This is a genomic window from Streptomyces sp. NPDC059957, from assembly GCF_042730015.1.
Taxonomy (GTDB): Bacteria; Actinomycetota; Actinomycetes; order Streptomycetales; family Streptomycetaceae; genus Streptomyces.
Map to the genome: position 1 here is coordinate 1 of NZ_JBHWMB010000019.1, position 14,167 is coordinate 14,167.

General features: G+C 70.2%; 16 protein-coding genes. 11 read left to right on the plus strand and 5 right to left on the minus strand.

Features of this window, described 5'->3' with window-relative positions:
* The first annotated feature begins 160 nt into the window (after nucleotides 1-160).
* On the plus strand, nucleotides 161-937 hold the full coding sequence (locus ACFWBW_RS14990; RefSeq protein WP_385372339.1) for an RDD family protein: 777 nt from the start codon (nucleotides 161-163) through the stop codon (nucleotides 935-937).
* A 109-nt stretch (nucleotides 938-1,046) separates the two neighbouring features.
* Here the strand turns inward: ACFWBW_RS14990 and ACFWBW_RS14995 are convergent, their stop codons facing one another.
* Nucleotides 1,047-1,340 carry a hypothetical protein gene (locus ACFWBW_RS14995; protein ID WP_385372342.1) on the minus strand — a complete coding sequence of 98 codons (294 nt, stop codon included), beginning with the start codon at nucleotides 1,338-1,340 and terminating at the stop codon, nucleotides 1,047-1,049.
* 506 nt (nucleotides 1,341-1,846) lie between these two features.
* On the opposite strand from ACFWBW_RS14995, the gene ACFWBW_RS15000 reads away from it, so the two are divergent.
* Both ACFWBW_RS15000 and ACFWBW_RS15005 read left to right on the plus strand, forming a co-directional pair.
* Nucleotides 1,847-4,252, plus strand: a complete 2,406-nt coding sequence (locus ACFWBW_RS15000) for an immune inhibitor A domain-containing protein (RefSeq protein ID WP_385372345.1) — start codon at nucleotides 1,847-1,849, stop codon at nucleotides 4,250-4,252.
* Between the two features lie 111 nt (nucleotides 4,253-4,363).
* Nucleotides 4,364-4,723 carry a hypothetical protein gene (locus ACFWBW_RS15005; RefSeq protein ID WP_385372349.1) on the plus strand — a complete coding sequence of 120 codons (360 nt, stop codon included), beginning with the start codon at nucleotides 4,364-4,366 and terminating at the stop codon, nucleotides 4,721-4,723.
* A 70-nt stretch (nucleotides 4,724-4,793) separates the two neighbouring features.
* Here the strand turns inward: ACFWBW_RS15005 and ACFWBW_RS15010 are convergent, their stop codons facing one another.
* Entirely contained in the window at nucleotides 4,794-5,393 is a 600-nt protein-coding gene (locus tag ACFWBW_RS15010; protein ID WP_385372352.1) for an isochorismatase family protein, read from the minus strand.
* Nucleotides 5,394-5,668: 275 nt separating this feature from the next.
* The gene (locus ACFWBW_RS15015; protein ID WP_385372354.1) at nucleotides 5,669-6,997 is read right to left on the minus strand and encodes a nicotinate phosphoribosyltransferase; all 1,329 of its coding nucleotides are present in this window, start codon (nucleotides 6,995-6,997) and stop codon (nucleotides 5,669-5,671) included.
* Between the two features lie 81 nt (nucleotides 6,998-7,078).
* Between ACFWBW_RS15015 and clpS the strand changes: the two genes are divergently transcribed.
* The 7 genes from clpS (at nucleotide 7,079) to ACFWBW_RS15050 (ending at nucleotide 11,914) form a co-directional block, all read left to right on the plus strand.
* Entirely contained in the window at nucleotides 7,079-7,393 is a 315-nt protein-coding gene (gene clpS, locus ACFWBW_RS15020; RefSeq protein WP_243337276.1) for an ATP-dependent Clp protease adapter ClpS, read from the plus strand.
* A complete protein-coding gene (locus ACFWBW_RS15025; protein ID WP_385372357.1) occupies nucleotides 7,393-8,007 on the plus strand; it encodes a DUF2017 domain-containing protein in 615 nt (204 codons plus the stop codon). Before clpS ends, ACFWBW_RS15025 begins: the two co-directional genes overlap by 1 nt.
* A gap of 369 nt (nucleotides 8,008-8,376) precedes the next feature.
* Nucleotides 8,377-9,798 (plus strand): amino acid permease, encoded by a 1,422-nt coding sequence (locus ACFWBW_RS15030; protein ID WP_385372360.1) that lies wholly within the window; start codon nucleotides 8,377-8,379, stop codon nucleotides 9,796-9,798.
* 157 nt (nucleotides 9,799-9,955) lie between these two features.
* Complete coding sequence (locus ACFWBW_RS15035; RefSeq protein WP_385372363.1) at nucleotides 9,956-10,378, plus strand: Mov34/MPN/PAD-1 family protein; 423 nt, start codon at nucleotides 9,956-9,958, stop codon at nucleotides 10,376-10,378.
* Between the two features lie 99 nt (nucleotides 10,379-10,477).
* Nucleotides 10,478-10,585, plus strand: coding sequence for a putative leader peptide (locus tag ACFWBW_RS15040; protein ID WP_385372366.1), 108 nt, complete (start codon nucleotides 10,478-10,480; stop codon nucleotides 10,583-10,585).
* Between the two features lie 91 nt (nucleotides 10,586-10,676).
* Complete coding sequence (locus ACFWBW_RS15045) at nucleotides 10,677-10,964, plus strand: MoaD/ThiS family protein (protein ID WP_254383264.1); 288 nt, start codon at nucleotides 10,677-10,679, stop codon at nucleotides 10,962-10,964.
* A complete protein-coding gene (locus ACFWBW_RS15050) occupies nucleotides 10,964-11,914 on the plus strand; it encodes a cysteine synthase (RefSeq protein ID WP_327306517.1) in 951 nt (316 codons plus the stop codon). Before ACFWBW_RS15045 ends, ACFWBW_RS15050 begins: the two co-directional genes overlap by 1 nt.
* Before the next feature lie 473 nt (nucleotides 11,915-12,387).
* On the opposite strand, the gene ACFWBW_RS15055 is transcribed toward ACFWBW_RS15050, so the two are convergent.
* Together ACFWBW_RS15055 and ACFWBW_RS15060 are read right to left on the minus strand one after the other, a co-directional pair.
* Nucleotides 12,388-12,729 (minus strand): DUF488 domain-containing protein, encoded by a 342-nt coding sequence (locus tag ACFWBW_RS15055; protein ID WP_385372370.1) that lies wholly within the window; start codon nucleotides 12,727-12,729, stop codon nucleotides 12,388-12,390.
* Complete coding sequence (locus tag ACFWBW_RS15060) at nucleotides 12,729-13,130, minus strand: hypothetical protein (RefSeq protein WP_385372373.1); 402 nt, start codon at nucleotides 13,128-13,130, stop codon at nucleotides 12,729-12,731. Before ACFWBW_RS15060 ends, ACFWBW_RS15055 begins: the two co-directional genes overlap by 1 nt.
* A 282-nt stretch (nucleotides 13,131-13,412) precedes the next feature.
* Between ACFWBW_RS15060 and ACFWBW_RS15065 the strand changes: the two genes are divergently transcribed.
* On the plus strand, nucleotides 13,413-14,165 hold the full coding sequence (locus ACFWBW_RS15065) for an MBL fold metallo-hydrolase (protein ID WP_385372375.1): 753 nt from the start codon (nucleotides 13,413-13,415) through the stop codon (nucleotides 14,163-14,165).
* Nucleotides 14,166-14,167: the final 2 nt, after the last annotated feature.

The window sequence follows — 14,167 nt, forward strand, 5'->3', positions numbered from 1 at the left end:
GTACGCGGGCTTCCGCCCGGCACGCCGAGAGCACGCACCAGACGCCGCAAGGCCGCCCTTCGGGCGACGACGGGAGTTTGACGACAGGCCCTAGGCCCGCCGTCCCCCGAATGGACGCGCCCCCGTTGCGGGCCGCTCCGGGGCGGGTTCGACTCGGGCCATGAGCACCGACCAGCCGCCGCCGGGCCAGCCGCCCGAGGACGACCCGTTCCTCAAGAAGCCCCAGGAACCGACGCCGCCGCCGTCGGGTGGTTCGCCGTACGGCTCACCGCCCGCAGGCGCCGGCGGAGGCTTCCCGCCGCCCCCGCCCGGAGGCGGAGGGGGCTATCCCCCGCCGCCCCCGCCCGGCGGAGGCGGCTACCCGCCCCCGCCGCCCCCGTACAACGGAGGTCCGGGCGGTGGCGACCCGTACGGCGGTGGTGGGGGCGGCTACGGCATGCCCGACCCGCTCGCCGGGATGCCGCCGCTCGCCGACTTCGGCAAGCGGCTCGTGGCCCGCGTCATCGACCTGCTGATCATCGCCGTCCCGCTGTTCCTCATCCAGCTGGCCGTCGGCGACCGCAATCGGTACACCGTCGAGACGAACAACGGCGAGGACGTCACCGAGGTCATCACCAAGTCCTACAGCGGCAGCGGTCTGGTCATGACGCTGATCTCGATCGTCGCCTACGTGGGCTACGACTGGTGGTTCGTCAAGAAGAACGGCCAGACCCTCGGCAAGAAGTGGATGGGCCTGCGCGTCGCCATGCTCAACGACGGCAGCGTCCCGCAGTCCAACGCCGCGCTCTCCCGCGCCGCCGTGCTCTGGCTGCCGACGCTGATCTGCTGCTTCTGCCTGTGGCCGATCGCGCTCGTCATCTCGATGCTCGTCGACAAGCCCTACAAGCAGGGTCTGCACGACAAGGTGGCCAAGACCGTGGTGGTCCAAGCCACCTAGAGGGCACCTGGACGTACGCAGTCAGAGCGCGCGGGCGGTCTCCCCACGGGGGAGGCCGCCCGCGCCGCACTGTGCGCGGGGCCGGCGGCGGCCGGTCGCCGGCGTCCGGTCAGTGGTGCACGGGATGCTCGACCGGCGTCGGTGCGGGGGCGCCCGCCGCCACGTCCTGCGGCAGGGTGTCGGGCACGGGCGAGGCGGTCTTCGTGCGGGTCGCCGCGTGCCGTCCGCGCCGGCGCGGGAGCGGCACGGTGAGGGCGACGAGGACCCCGAGCGCGAGTGCGGCGGCGGAGATGACCGCGACGCCGAGTCCCGTACTCGTCTGCGAGAGCAGCAGCATGGCGATCGTCGACACGATGACGGTGGCGGACCCGTAGGCGAGCTGTGCGGCAGTCGGACGCGGCATGGCGATATCCGTCCTCGAAGCGGGAGGGGGAGTCGGCTCGACCGGATCTGGCGCCGAGTGACTCTACGACGGTGGATGCCCGAGCGGAACTGTCGGTAAGCGCGACCTCACCCATGTGACGGGAAGCAGCGGAGCACGGGGGGCGCACGGGGAGCACCCCCGGGGTCCCGGGGGCCGGGAGGGGCGGACGGGGCGGGTGCGCTTCGATGACGGTCCTGCGCGTGTCCGGTGCCGGTCCGGTGCCGGTCCTGCGCCGGACCGATGGGTGTCCGGCGCGTGTCCGGTGCCGGGCCAGAAGTGCCGTTCGTCCCCTATGCCCGCGGAACGTCCGAATAGCGGAACTCGGTGACCGCATAGTGCAGTTGTAAGGAACAAGTCAAGGTCTGTCTTTTCTTGCGACTCTCCGGTCAAATGTCGTCACTTGAGACGCGCGCCGCACGGAACCCCCCACTCCTACGGAGAAGTTCCGCACCACCTTCGCGGCCGCGGGAGGGGAACGACATCAAGTGACCAGCAACTCGGCCAGAAGACGAGCGCTGCGCGCCGCCGCAATCGGCGTGACCCTGGCAGCGACGGCGGCCACCGGCGCCGCCTTCACGTGGGCCCAGGCAGACCCGGGTGCGAAGGTGTCTGCCGCGGAACGCCAGGACCCGACCGCTCCTTCCAAGGAGAAGGTCGACCACGACCTGGAAGGCCCGTTCAGCAAGCAGCAGGAGCAGGCCAAGAAGGCTGCCCTGGAGCAGGTGCTGAGCGGCAAGAAGAACGTCGAGCAGCGGGGCGCCTCCAAGGTCGTCAAGCTCGACGACAAGAAGTACGTCGAGCTCGGACGCGAGAAGACCGACAAGATCTTCACGATCCTCGTCGACTTCGGCGACCAGGTGGACAACACCACCATGTTCGACCCGGACGGCCCCGGTCCCAAGCCGGCCGCGCCCAAGTACGGCGGCAACCCGGGCCCGCTGCACAACCAGATCGCCCAGCCCGACCGTGCGACGAACAACAGCACGGCCTGGCGCAAGGACTTCAACCGCGCGTACTTCCAGGACCTGTACTTCGGTACCGGCACCGGCAAGAACTCGCTGAAGACCTACTACGAGAAGACCTCCTCCGGCCGTTACTCGGTCGAGGGCGAGGTGGCCGACTGGGTCAAGGTCCCGTACAACGAGGCCCGTTACGGCTCGAACTACTGCGGCCAGTCCAACTGCTCCAACGTCTGGGACACGGTCAAGGACGGCGTAACCGCCTGGGCCGAGGCCCAGAAGAAGGCCGGCAAGACCGACGCCCAGATCAAGGCGCAGATGGCCCAGTACGACCTCTGGGACCGCTACGACTTCGACGGCGACGGCAACTTCAACGAGTCCGACGGCTACATCGACCACTTCCAGATCGTCCACGCGGGCGAGGACGAGTCGGCCGGTGGCGGCGTGCAGGGCACCAACGCCCTGTGGGCGCACCGCTGGTACGCCTACGGGACCGAGGCCGGCAAGAACGGCCCCGCGAACAACAAGGCCGGCGGCACCCAGATCGGCAACACCGGCATCTGGGTCGGCGACTACACGATGCAGCCCGAGAACGGCGGCCTCGGCGTCTTCGCGCACGAGTACGGCCACGACCTGGGCCTGCCCGACCTCTACGACACCTCCGGTGGCGGCGAGAACTCGGTCGGCTTCTGGTCCCTGATGTCGGCCGGCTCCTGGCTCGGCACCGGCAAGGACTCCATAGGCGACCTCCCGGGCGACATGACCGCCTGGGACAAGTTCCAGCTGGGCTGGCTGAACTACGACGTGGCCAAGGCCGCGACGAAGTCCACCCACAAGCTGGGGGTCTCGGCGTACAACACCAAGGACAAGCAGGCGCTCGTCGTCGAGCTGCCGAAGAAGAAGGTCACCACCGAGATCGTCGCTCCCGCCGAGGGTTCCTCGCAGTGGTGGAGCAACATGGGTGACGACCTCAAGAACACCCTCACCCGCTCGGTCGACCTGACCGGCAAGTCCTCCGCGGCCCTGTCGCTCAAGGGCTGGTGGGACATCGAGGCGGAGTACGACTTCCTGTACACCGAGGTCTCCACCGACGGTGGCGCCACCTGGACCTCGCTCGCCGGCACCGCCGACGGCGTGGACATCCCGGTCGACGCTTCCAACAGCCCCTCGCTCACCGGCGTCTCGGGCAGCTGGAAGAACCTGAACTACTCGCTGAACGCCTACGCGGGCAAGAAGGTCGACCTCCGCTTCCGCTACCAGACGGACGGCGGCGCGGGCGGCAAGGGCTTCACGGGCGACGCGCTCAGCATCACGGCGGACGGCGCCACGCTGTTCACCGACGGTGCCGAGAACGGCGACAACGGCTGGACCGGCAAGGGCTTCTCCCGCGTCGGCGCCGGCTTCACCAAGGAGTACGCCCAGTACTACCTGGCCGAGAACCGCCGCTACGTCTCGTTCGACAAGACCCTCAAGGTCGGTCCGTACAACTTCGGCTTCGCCAACACCAAGCCGAACTGGGTCGAGCACTACGCCTACCAGGACGGTCTCCTGATCTGGCAGTGGGACACCTCCCAGAAGGACAACAACACCAGCCAGCACCCCGGCTCCGGTCTGATCCTTCCGATCGACGCCAACGCCAAGCCGATGAAGTGGTCGGACGGCACCCTGCTGCGGAACAAGATCCAGCCGTACGACGCCGCCTTCAGCGCGTACAAGACGGAGGCCGTCACCCTTCACAAGAACGGTGAGGAGCTGTTCCTGAAGCCGAAGGCCGCGCAGCTGGTCTTCGACGACCACAAGGGCAAGTACTACTACGACGAGAACCCGACCGGCTCGGTGAAGGTCACTGACACCAACACCAAGATCAAGATCGTGAAGGAGACCTACGACGGTCTCGTCATGACGGTCGAGGTCGGCCCCTCCGTTAAGTAATTCGGTAAAACCGCAGGTCAAAACATGATCGGCCGTCGCCCCCTAGCGGGCGGCGGCCGATCGCGTTTAGATGCGTGGGCTGAGTTTCTTATTGACGGGGGAGATGAAGACATGCCCGGTGGAGGATTCGTCCGCTTGCCAGGCGGCAGCGTGGTCGTCGCGCTCACGCTGCCCAGACCGTCCGTGGAAGGTGCCGTCAAGGGCGCCATCGACGGCGGCACCGACGCCGGAACCGACGCCGGAACCGACGGTGGAAACGTCCGCGTGCTGGTGCACGCGGTGAACCGGGCCCGCGCCCTGACCAGGCTGCGGAACCTCGGATTGCGCGCCGTCTACCTGCGCGGCAACGCCCAGCCGCCCACTCCGGACGAGATCACGGCCGTCCTGCACCACCCCGACGGCCTGCTGTGGCGCTGCGCGCCCGACCGGGCGACGGAGCTGTGGCACCCGATCAGGGCCCTGCTGGGGTAGGCGGGCGGGGCCGGGAGGGGCCCCTGCCGCCCCGCGGGCGGCCTGCCGGTGCCCCCGCCGGTGCCCGGTGTCAGCCGGCCACCACCGGGGTCCCGCTCAGCTCCACACCGGCTTCCCGGAGCTCGGCCAGCGCGCGGGCCGTGGTGTGCGGGGCCACTCCGGCCGTCAGGTCGAGCAGCACGTGCGTACGGAACCCCGCGCGGGCCGCGTCCAGGGCGGTGGCCTTCACACAGTGGTCGGTGGCGATGCCGACCACGTCGACCTCGGTGACCTGCCGGTCGCGCAGCCACTGCGTGAGCCCGCGGCCGTTCTCGTCCGCACCCTCGAAGCCGCTGTACGCCGCTTCGTACGCACCCTTGTCGAACACGGCGGCCACGGCCCCCGAGGCGACGGCGGGCGCGAAGTTCGGGTGGAAGCCCACGCCCTCGGTCCCGGCGACGCAGTGCACCGGCCAGGAGGTCTCGTAGTCCGGCTGGGCCGGGGGGTGCGCGAAGTGGGACCCGGGGTCGACGTGGTGGTCGCGGGTGGCGACGACGTGCCGGTAGCCGGCGGTGGCCTGGCCGATGAGCTCGGTGATGGCGGCGGCGATGTCGGCTCCGCCGGTGACCGCGAGGCTGCCGCCCTCGCAGAAGTCGTTCTGTACGTCGACGACGATCAGTGCGCGGTGCATGTCCGGTGCCCTTCGGTTGGGTGTTCCTGTGCGGCGGAGTGGTCCTGGCGGGACGGTGGGGGCCCTGCGGGGCCTTTCCCCCACCCCGCCCCTTCCCGAAACTGGGGCTCCGCCCCAGACCCCCCACCGGCGCTCCGCGCCCGCGCCGGCGGGACTCGGCTTTGACGGCGGCCGCAGCCGAATCCAGCCCCGCCGGCGTTTGAGGCGCGGGGTCTGGGGCGGAGCCCCAGGGGCCCCGGCTGCGCCGGGCTTGCGGCCCCGCCCCGCTACCGGCGCTACACGTACTCGGTCGGGATCACGGCCTCGCCCCGCGACAGCTGCGTCGCAGAGAGCGGCAGGCCCGCCAGGACCTCGCGGTGGCGGTCGCGGGCCGCCTCGAGGGACTCGCGGGCCACCACCTCACCCGCCTTGACCAGCTGGACCAGCAGCTGGGTGTCGGCCAGCGCGGCCGGCACCGGCCCGGTCCCGAGGACCTCCGCCTCGGCGACCCCCTCGGAGTCGACCCGGCGGGCGGCCCACTTGCGCCCCCCGACGGAGGTCTTGCCGCCGGAGGACTTCTTCGCCACCGACACCAGCGGCGCCTTGGGATCGGCCGAGGCCGCCCGCGCCACCAGCTTGTAGACCATCGAGCACGTCGGGTGTCCGCTGCCCGTCACCAGCTGGGTGCCGACCCCGTACGCGTCCACCGGCGCGGCCGCCAGCGAGGCGATCGCGTACTCGTCGAGGTCCGAGGTCACCACGATCTTCGTCGCGGTCGCCCCCAGCTCGTCGAGCTGCTGCCGCACCCGGTGCGCGACCAGCAGCAGGTCCCCGGAGTCGATGCGGACGGCGCCCAGGTCCGTACCGGCGACCTCCACGGCCGTCCGTACCGCTTCCGCCACGTCGTAGGTGTCCACCAGCAGCGTGGTGGAGCTGCCCAGGGAGGCGACCTGGGCGGTGAAGGCGTCCCGCTCGCTGTCGTGCAGCAGGGTGAAGGCGTGCGCGCTGGTGCCGACCGTCGGGATCCCGTACCGGAAGCCGGCCGCCAGGTCCGAGGTGGAGGTGAAGCCGCCGACGTACGCGGCGCGCGCCGAGGCGACGGCCGCCAGTTCGTGCGTGCGCCGGGCGCCCATCTCGATCAGCGGCCGGCCGCCGGCGGCCGAGGCCATCCGGGAGGCGGCCGCGGCGATCGCGGAGTCGTGGTTGAGGATCGACAGGATCACGGTCTCCAGCAGCACGCACTCGGCGAAGCTGCCCTCGACGCGCAGGACCGGCGAGCCGGGGAAGTAGACCTCGCCCTCCGGGTAGCCCCAGATGTCGCCGGAGAAGCGGTAGGAGGCGAGCCAGTCGAGGGTGCGGGCGTCGATGACGCTGCGCTCGCGCAGGAACTCCAGTACGGCGCCGTCGAAGCGGAAGTTCTCCACCGCGTCGAGCACCCGGCCGGTCCCCGCGATCACTCCGTAGCGGCGCCCCTCGGGGAGCCGGCGGGTGAACACCTCGAAGACCGAGCGCCGGTCGGCCGTGCCGTTGGCCAGCGCGGCCTGCAACATCGTGAGCTCGTAATGGTCCGTGAAGAGCGCTGTCGACGGCACGTCCACCGGCAGGCCCAGGTCCGCAGGGTTCATGCGACGGATGCTAGCGCACATCTCGTCAAAGTGACGAGATGTAGGGGCCCGTTTGTGCGACGGGCCCCTGTCAGTGGCAGCATGGGACAAGTGAGTGTTGCTCCCATTGAGATCGAACGCACCGAATCGGCCGAAGAGACCTTCGCGGTCCCCGAACCCGACGTCCCGTGGGTGACCCTGGTGCACAACGACCCGGTCAACCTCATGAGCTACGTGACGTACGTGTTCCAGGCCTACTTCGGCTACTCCAAGGACAAGGCGAACAAGCTGATGATGGACGTCCACCACAAGGGTCGGGCGGTCGTCTCCAGCGGCAGCCGCGAGGAGATGGAACGGGACGTGCAGGCCATGCACGGCTACGGCCTCTGGGCGACCATGTCCCAGGACCGCAACTGATGGGCGGCGTTTTCGAGCCCCTGAAGGCCGGCGGGGCCGCCATCGCGCTGGACGAGATCGAGATCTCGATCCTGCGCTCCCTGGCCGTGCAGCTGCTGGAGCTCATCGGCCCCGGCGAGCCGGAGCCCGAACCGGACGCCGACCCGCTGGCCGCGCTCTTCGCCGCCTCCGACGGACCGACCGAGCCCCCCTCCGACCCGGCCCTGGCCCGGCTCTTCCCCGACGCATACGGCGGCCCGGAGACCGGCCCCGACGCCGACACGGAGGAGCTGCGGGCCCACTCGGCCGAGTTCCGCCGCTTCACCGAGAACGACCTGCGCTCCCGCAAGCGGGAGGACGCGCTGGCCGTCGTGCGGAGCCTGGACGGGCTGAGCCCGGCCGGCGACGGGGCGGCCGTCCTGGAGGTCGACGGGGAACTGCGGCTGCGCTGGCTCGGCGCCCTGAACGACCTGCGGCTCACCATCGCGGCCCGCCTCGACATCACGGAGGACGACGAGAGCGCCGTGCTGTTCCGGCTGCCGGACGACGATCCGCGCAAGCCGATGGTGATGGCGTACCTCTGGCTCGGCGGTCTCCAGGAGACCCTCGTCGAGACGCTCACCGACAGCCTCTGAGGGTGCTCCGCGAACCGCTCCGCGGAATCGCTCCGAGGAACCCTCTGAAGATCCTCAAGCGGGTCGCCCGTTCGCTCAGCGGACGCTCAAATCCGGATAACGATCAGATCACCACGATGTGGTGATCTGATCCATTTCAGGACCTCTGTCCTGATTTTTTTATGCCCTGCGTCACATTTTCCGCCCTCCTGTACCCGTAAGGCCGTGATAAATCTTGCGCGGCCGCCGACGGGGCGCCACCCATGTCCCCCGGCCTGCTTGAACCGGCTGACCGCCGGGTGCAACTCCATCCGTATCCGGGGGGATCGAGGACCCGATCCGCTGCCAGTCATGGCGCGGGTCGGCGTGGAGAAAGGCGCACCAAGAGACATGACCTCCGTACAGGTCGACGAGCAGCAGCACGACACGACCGGGGGCGACGGCTACCACCGCGCACTCGGAGCCCGCCAGATCCAGATGATCGCGATCGGCGGCGCCATCGGCACCGGCCTCTTCCTGGGAGCCGGCAAGGCCATCTCCAAGGCCGGCCCCAGCCTGATCCTGGCCTACGCCATCGCGGGCCTGGTCATCTTCTTCATCATGCGGGCCCTGGGCGAACTGCTCATGTACCGCCCGGTGTCCGGCTCCTTCTCGGACTACGCCCGGGAGTTCCTCGGCCCCTTCTGGGGATACGTGACCGGCTGGACCTACTGGCTCTTCTGGGTGGTCACCGGAATCACCGAAGTCACCGCCGCGGCGCAGTACATGTCGTACTGGACCCACGACAGCTTCCCGCAATGGGCGTACGCGCTGATCTTCACCGTCATCCTCTACGGCGCCAACCTGATCTCCGTGAAGCTCTTCGGCGAGCTGGAGTTCTGGTTCTCCATGGTCAAGGTCACCGCCATCGTCGGCATGATCCTGATCTGCGCCGGCATCCTCACCATCGGCTTCTCCGACGCCGCGGACACCGCCACCGTCTCCAACCTGTGGAACGACGGCGGCTTCTTCCCCAAGGGCCTCGGCGGCACGCTGATGACCCTGCAGATCGTGATGTTCGCCTTCCTCGCCGTCGAACTGGTCGGCGTCACCGCCGGCGAGTCCAAGGACCCCGAGAAGACCCTGCCCAAGGCCATCAACACCGTGCCGTGGCGCATCGCCGTCTTCTACGTCGGCGCGCTGATCATGATCCTGTCGGTCGTCCCGTGGCACGAGTTCCAGCCCGGCGTCAGCCCCTTCGTCGCCGCCTTCGAGAAGATGGGCCTCGGCGTCGGCGCCGCGATCGTCAACTTCGTCGTCCTGACCGCGGCCCTGTCCTCCTGCAACTCGGGCATGTACTCCACCGGCCGCATGCTGCGCGACCTCGCCCTCAACGGCCAGGGCCCGAAGTTCTTCACGAAGCTCACCAAGAGCGGCACCCCGCTGATCGGCACCAGCTTCTCGGCGGCCCTGATGCTGGTCGGCGTCTGGATCAACTACGTCGCCCCCGGCAAGGCCTTCGACTACGTCGTCTCCTTCGCCACCATCTCCGGCATGTGGGCCTGGATCATGATCCTGGTCTGCCAGATCCGCTACCGGGCCGCCTCCGACCGCGGCGACCTCCCCAAGTCCCCGTTCCGCGCCCCCGGCGCCCCGTTCACGAGCTACTTCGCCCTGGCCTTCATCGGCATGGTCATCGTGATGATGGGCGTCGACAAGGACGCCCGGGTCTCCCTCTACTGCGCGCCCCTGTGGGGCCTGCTGCTGGGCGTCTGCTACCTGGTGATGAAGTCCCGCGACCCGCGCGGCGCCGCCTTCACCAAGGCCTCGTAGGGGCCTGTCCGAACCGTGGGTCCCGGCCGCCTGTCACGGCCGGGAACCACGCGACTTTCCGGCGCGAGCCCTTGCACGCAGGGGCTCGTGTCCACCATCCGGGCCCTCCCGTACCAGCCCTCGGTACGGCAGGGCCCGTCTGCTTATCCTGTCGCTCATGCTGACCATCACCCAGGCCCTCCACGACCAGATCGTCGCGCACGCCCGTCAGGACCACCCCGACGAGGCCTGCGGCGTGGTCGCCGGCCCGGCGGGCACGGACCGCCCGGAGCGGTTCGTACCGATGCTGAACGCGGCCCGTTCGCCCACGTTCTACGAGTTCGACTCGAAGGACCTGCTGAAGCTCTACCGCGATCTGGACGACCGGGACGAAGAGCCCGTCATCGTCTACCACTCGCACACCGCGACCGAGGCCTACCCCTCGCGCACGGACGTCACGTACGCGAACGAGCCCGGCGCGCACTACGTGCTGGTCTCCACCGCCGACAAGGACGGCCTCGGGGAGTTCCAGTTCCGGTCGTACCGGATCGTCGAAGGCGTGATCACGGAGGAAGAAGTGCAGGTCGTAGCCGCCTACTGAGGCACCGGCACAGGGCTACTTCTCAGTATGTGAGCGATATCCGTCCACAATGCGGGATCACACTCCAAACCAGGGACCGGGAATCGTTAACATGACCGCATGGTTTCCCACGACGTGAGCATCGAGACGCCCAGCAGGCTGCTGCTTGTGGCGCGGCTGCACGTCGACCTGTGCCGCCTCGCCAGCGCCATCTGTACTGCCGCCTGAGCCCCGACGGCCCCCTCGCGGGCCGCGGCGGCTCACGCCTGCTCCGCTTCGCTTCGCCCGCTTCCCTTCACCATCCTGACTGGAGCCTGCCATGGCCATCGAGGTCCGCATCCCCACCATCCTCCGCACCTACACCAACGGCGAGAAGGCCGTCACGGGCGCGGGTGCGACGCTCTCCGAGCTGTTCTCCGACCTGGAGACCCGCCACAAGGGCATCCAGGAGCGCATCATCGACGAGGCCAAGGGCGGCGAGCTGCGCCGCTTCGTCAACGTCTACCTCAACGACGAGGACGTCCGCTTCCTCGACGGCATCTCCACCGCGCTCAAGGACGGCGACAACGTCACCATCCTCCCGGCCGTAGCCGGCGGATCGAAGTAATGCGCTACGACTCCCCCCTGGCCGCGGTCGGCAACACGCCGCTGGTACGCCTGCCCCGGCTCTCGCCCTCGGACGACGTCCGCATCTGGGCGAAGCTGGAGGACCGCAACCCGACCGGCTCGATCAAGGACCGCCCCGCGCTCCACATGGTCGAGCAGGCCGAGAAGGACGGCCGGCTGTACCCCGGCTGCACGATCCTGGAGCCCACCTCCGGCAACACGGGCATCTCCCTCGCCATGGCCGCGAAGCTCAAGGGCTACAAGATCGTGTGCGTCATGCCCGAGAACACCTCTCAGGAGCGGCGCGACCTGCTGGCCATGTGGGGAGCCGAGATCATCCCGTCGCCGGCGGCGGGCGGCTCGAACACGGCCGTCCGCGTCGCGAAGGAACTGGCCGAGCAGAACCCCTCCTGGGTGATGCTCTACCAGTACGGCAACCCCGACAACGCGGGCGCCCACTACGCCACGACCGGCCCGGAGATCCTCGCGGACCTCCCCTCGATCACCCACTTCGTGGCCGGCCTCGGCACCACCGGAACCCTCATGGGCGTGGGCCGCTACCTGCGCGAACACGTCCCGGGCGTCAAGATCGTCGCCGCGGAACCGCGCTACGACGACCTCGTCTACGGGCTGCGCAACCTCGACGAGGGCTTCGTCCCCGAGCTGTACGACGCCTCGGTCCTGACGACCCGCTTCTCGGTGGGCTCGGCGGACGCGGTCACCCGCACCCGGGAGCTCCTCCAGCAGGAGGGCATCTTCGCCGGCGTCTCCACGGGCGCGGCCCTGCACGCGGCGATCGGCGTCGGCCGCAAGGCGGTCGCGGCGGGCGAGTCGGCCGACATCGTCTTCGTCGTCGCCGACGGCGGCTGGAAGTACCTCTCGACGGGCGTCTACACGGCGGCCACCACGGAAGAAGCCATCGAAGTCCTCCAGGGCCAGCTCTGGGCGTAGCCGAACCTTTTTTGACGCGTCGCTCGCACCGCTGCGCGGGCTTCGCGGCGCTGCGCCGGACTCCGTCCGGCGGGGGCTGGTCGGGGTGCCCGCCACGGCCGCCTGGGGCCGGTGGGTGGGTGGGTGGGTGGGGGTGTGTCGGCCCTGCGGGGCGGGGGTCCCCTACCCACCCTTCGCCCGTTCCCCGGGCGCTGCCCGGACCCGTTCCGGGGGCCGGCCCCCGTACCCCCGCTCCTCAAACGCAGGAGGGGCTGGATTTCGCCGAGGCGGGGCTGGATGCGCGCGGGGCGGGCTGGATGGCGCGGAGCGCCATTTCAGCCCCTCCGGCGTTTGAGGAGCGGGGTCCGGGCATCGCCCGGGGAACGGTGGAAGGGTGGGTAGGGGACAGCCCCGCGAAGCGGCACCCCGACGGGCACCCGCAGGCGGGCCGGGGCACGCCCGCAGCCGCGCCCCCGGCGAGCAGCCCGGACGGGTCAGGCCAACAGCGCGGCCAGCACCCCCGCGTGACTCGCCCCCGGATCCTTGACGGCAGTCAGCAGCGTGACCGGCCCGGCCGCAGCCACGCACCGCAGCCGCGCCAGCTCCGCCACCGCTTCCTCCCCGCGCAGCTCCACCGCGTACCGATCCCGGAACTCCGCCACCGACCCACCCCCGTGGAACCACTTCCGCAGGTCCCCCGACGGGGCAACGGCCTTCGCCCACTCGTCGACCCCCGCCGCTTCCTTCGACAGCCCCCGCGGCCACAGCCGGTCCACGAGCACCCGGACCCCGTCCAGCTCCGGCTCGGGGGGATCGTAGACCCGCTTCAGCCGCACTACCCGAGGCCCCCGAGTCCCTTCACCTCGTCCCACACCGCCGGATCCACCGTCCCCAGCGGCCGCGCCCGCGCGAACTCCCATACCGACACCTCCACGACCCGGTCCGCCTCCAGGAACCCGCCCCGCGCCCCCACCACCCCCGGCGGCAGCGGGATCACCCCGGCGCGCCGGTCGTCGTACTTCCCGGTGATCCGCGCGATCCGCGCCCGGTGGCCCCGTACGCCCAGCACCAGGACGGGCCGCCCGTCCTCCAGGGACCACAGCTCACCGGCCTCCGGCCGCGGCAGCGGTCCGGGTCCGTGCGGCGGATCCGCGGCCCGCCGTACCCGCCGGGGGAGAAGCACCAGCAGGATCACGACCACCACCGCGGCGACCGCCGGCCACCAGGACGTGTCCATACTCCGACCGTAGTCCTGCCCGGCGCCCCCGGCATGGCAGCAGCGCGGCTGCGGCACGCCGGGCGGCACACCAGCGCCACCACCGGCGGCACGCCGACGGCACGCGCGGCGCCGTGCCGAACGGCAACCCGGGGCCACCCCGTCGCTCCCCCGGGTGACAGCTCAGGTGATTCGCCCCACAACGGCCTGCCGCGGAGGAGCGACCGGACGTTTCGCGCCTTACGCTCGACCCACGCACGGCCCGCATTCCGTCCACGGACCGTCCACGGAGGTTCACGCTCCATGAAGCTCACCGTCGTCGGCTGTTCGGGCTCGTTCCCGTCCGCGGAATCGGCCTGTTCGAGCTACCTCGTCGAGGCCGACGGCTTCCGGCTGCTCCTCGACATGGGCAACGGCTCCCTCGGCGAGCTCCAGCGCCACATCGGGCTCTACGATCTCGACGCGATCTTCCTCAGCCACCTGCACGCCGATCACTGCATCGACATGTGCGCCTACTTCGTCGCCCGCTTCTACCGCCACGAGGGCGGCCGCTGCGGCACCATCCCCGTCTACGGCCCCGAGGGCACCGAGAAGCGGCTTTCCACCGCCTACGAGGACGTCCCCGACGAGCGCTCCATGAGCGAGGTCTTCGACTTCCGGACCCTGAAGTCCGGCACCTTCGAGATCGGCCCGTTCCAGGTCCGCACCGAGAAGGTCTGCCACCCGGTCGAGTCCTACGGGATCCGCGTCGAGCACGGCGGCCGCTCGCTCACGTACTCCGGCGACACCGGCGTCTGCCCCGAGCTGGGCCTGCTCGCCGAGGACACGGACCTGTTCCTGTGCGAGGCCTCCTTCACCCACGGCAAGGAGGACATCCCCGACCTCCACCTCAACGGGCGCGAGGCCGGCGAGATCGCCCGCTCCGGCCGCGCCGGCCGGCTCGTCCTGACCCACATCCCGCCGTGGACGGACGCCGAACGCAACCTGGCGGACGCCCGCGCGGTCTACGACGGCCCGGTGGAGCTGGCGTACACGGGCGCGGTGTACGAGGTCTGAGC